Below are 1,123 nucleotides of genomic sequence, written 5' to 3'. Positions count from 1 at the left end.
ACTTATAGGAACTCTTATGTAATCTAGTTGTATATAAGATCATCTTGAGAAAAAATAAAAGGACTAAATAGGTGCAATTTAGTCCTGAGTCAGTAGTTTCTAATTTATTCAACAGTTGATCTAGATTCTGGCTTATCTCTATCGTTTGAGGATCCATGAAGCCTTTTTCAAGGGCAGAAAATGTCATTAGTTCTCTGATGTTTTCTATTTCTGCTAATAATAATCGACATTGGAGACAACAGGTCTTCGTGTGGTTTTTAAATAGCAAAATCATCACCCGGCTAACTTTGGTTGGTAGTTTACAATTTTTATAAGTTATTAAAATTATTGTATGATTAGGACGGAAGACATCAAGCTTCCCCAAGTGAACGTTATGTTAACTGAACTTTTATAGAAACTACGTATATGATGAGAAAAGGACAAAATGATTTGCAGGATCAGTCTGTCCAAAATCAGAAAGAATTCATCCATCAACTTTTTGGAAACTAGATTCTACTAGGATTTTATGTGCCTCTTTCAGACGATTACAATCTTTGCACCACACCCAAATAATTACTACTCTAAAACACTATTTACACAAATTCTGAACAAATTTAGGGAGAACAAATGATGCTTTATGCAATTCAGGCGTGTAATACTTTGTGTCAAGTTCAAAGAAACGAGAGACATTTACATCCAGTGGATCATGTGTCTTCGCTCCAAGCGTAAATGTCCACAACCCACTCGGATATGTTGGAATATTACAAGTATAAAGGCGAGCAATCGGGAAAATCTCTTTTGTATCATGAATCGCATCTCGTATCAGATCCCCTTTAAACCAAGGATTATCTGTCTGGGCAACGAAGATGCCGTTTTCCTTTAATGCCTTTGATATTCCCGCATAAAACCCTTTAGTAAATAAATTAGCAGCTGGCCCTACAGGCTCGGTGGAATCGACCAAAATGACGTCATATTCATCTTCACTATTTAGAATATGCATAAAGCCATCACCTACACTAAGCTCTACGCGCGGGTTGCTGTACTCAGAGGCGATATTGGGTAAATGCTGCTTTGAATATTCCACTACTTTTTCATCGATTTCAACTTGAACAACATTGGTAACGCTTGGGTGTTTCAATACCTC

At 36.6% G+C, this 1,123-nt stretch carries 2 protein-coding genes and 1 pseudogene; 1 reads left to right on the top strand and 2 read right to left on the bottom strand.

What is annotated here, in order from left to right; all coding sequences use genetic code 11:
* A partial coding sequence (locus AC1DUW_RS29915; protein ID WP_477644320.1) for an aspartyl-phosphate phosphatase Spo0E family protein occupies positions 1 to 187 on the bottom strand: 187 nt, incomplete at its 3' end.
* A gap of 224 nt (positions 188 to 411) precedes the next feature.
* Here AC1DUW_RS29915 and AC1DUW_RS29910 point away from each other — a divergent pair.
* A pseudogene (locus AC1DUW_RS29910) lies at positions 412 to 489 on the top strand (IS6 family transposase); the annotation flags it as partial.
* A 79-nt stretch (positions 490 to 568) separates the two neighbouring features.
* On the opposite strand, the gene AC1DUW_RS29905 reads toward AC1DUW_RS29910, so the two are convergent.
* A partial coding sequence (locus AC1DUW_RS29905) for a spermine/spermidine synthase domain-containing protein (RefSeq protein ID WP_477644319.1) occupies positions 569 to 1,123 on the bottom strand: 555 nt, incomplete at its 5' end.

It is taken from the genome of Peribacillus sp. P4_C12 (assembly GCF_056402095.1).
The sequence above is the reverse complement of the archived record's forward strand: the minus strand, read 5'-3'. Positions and strand labels throughout refer to the sequence as shown.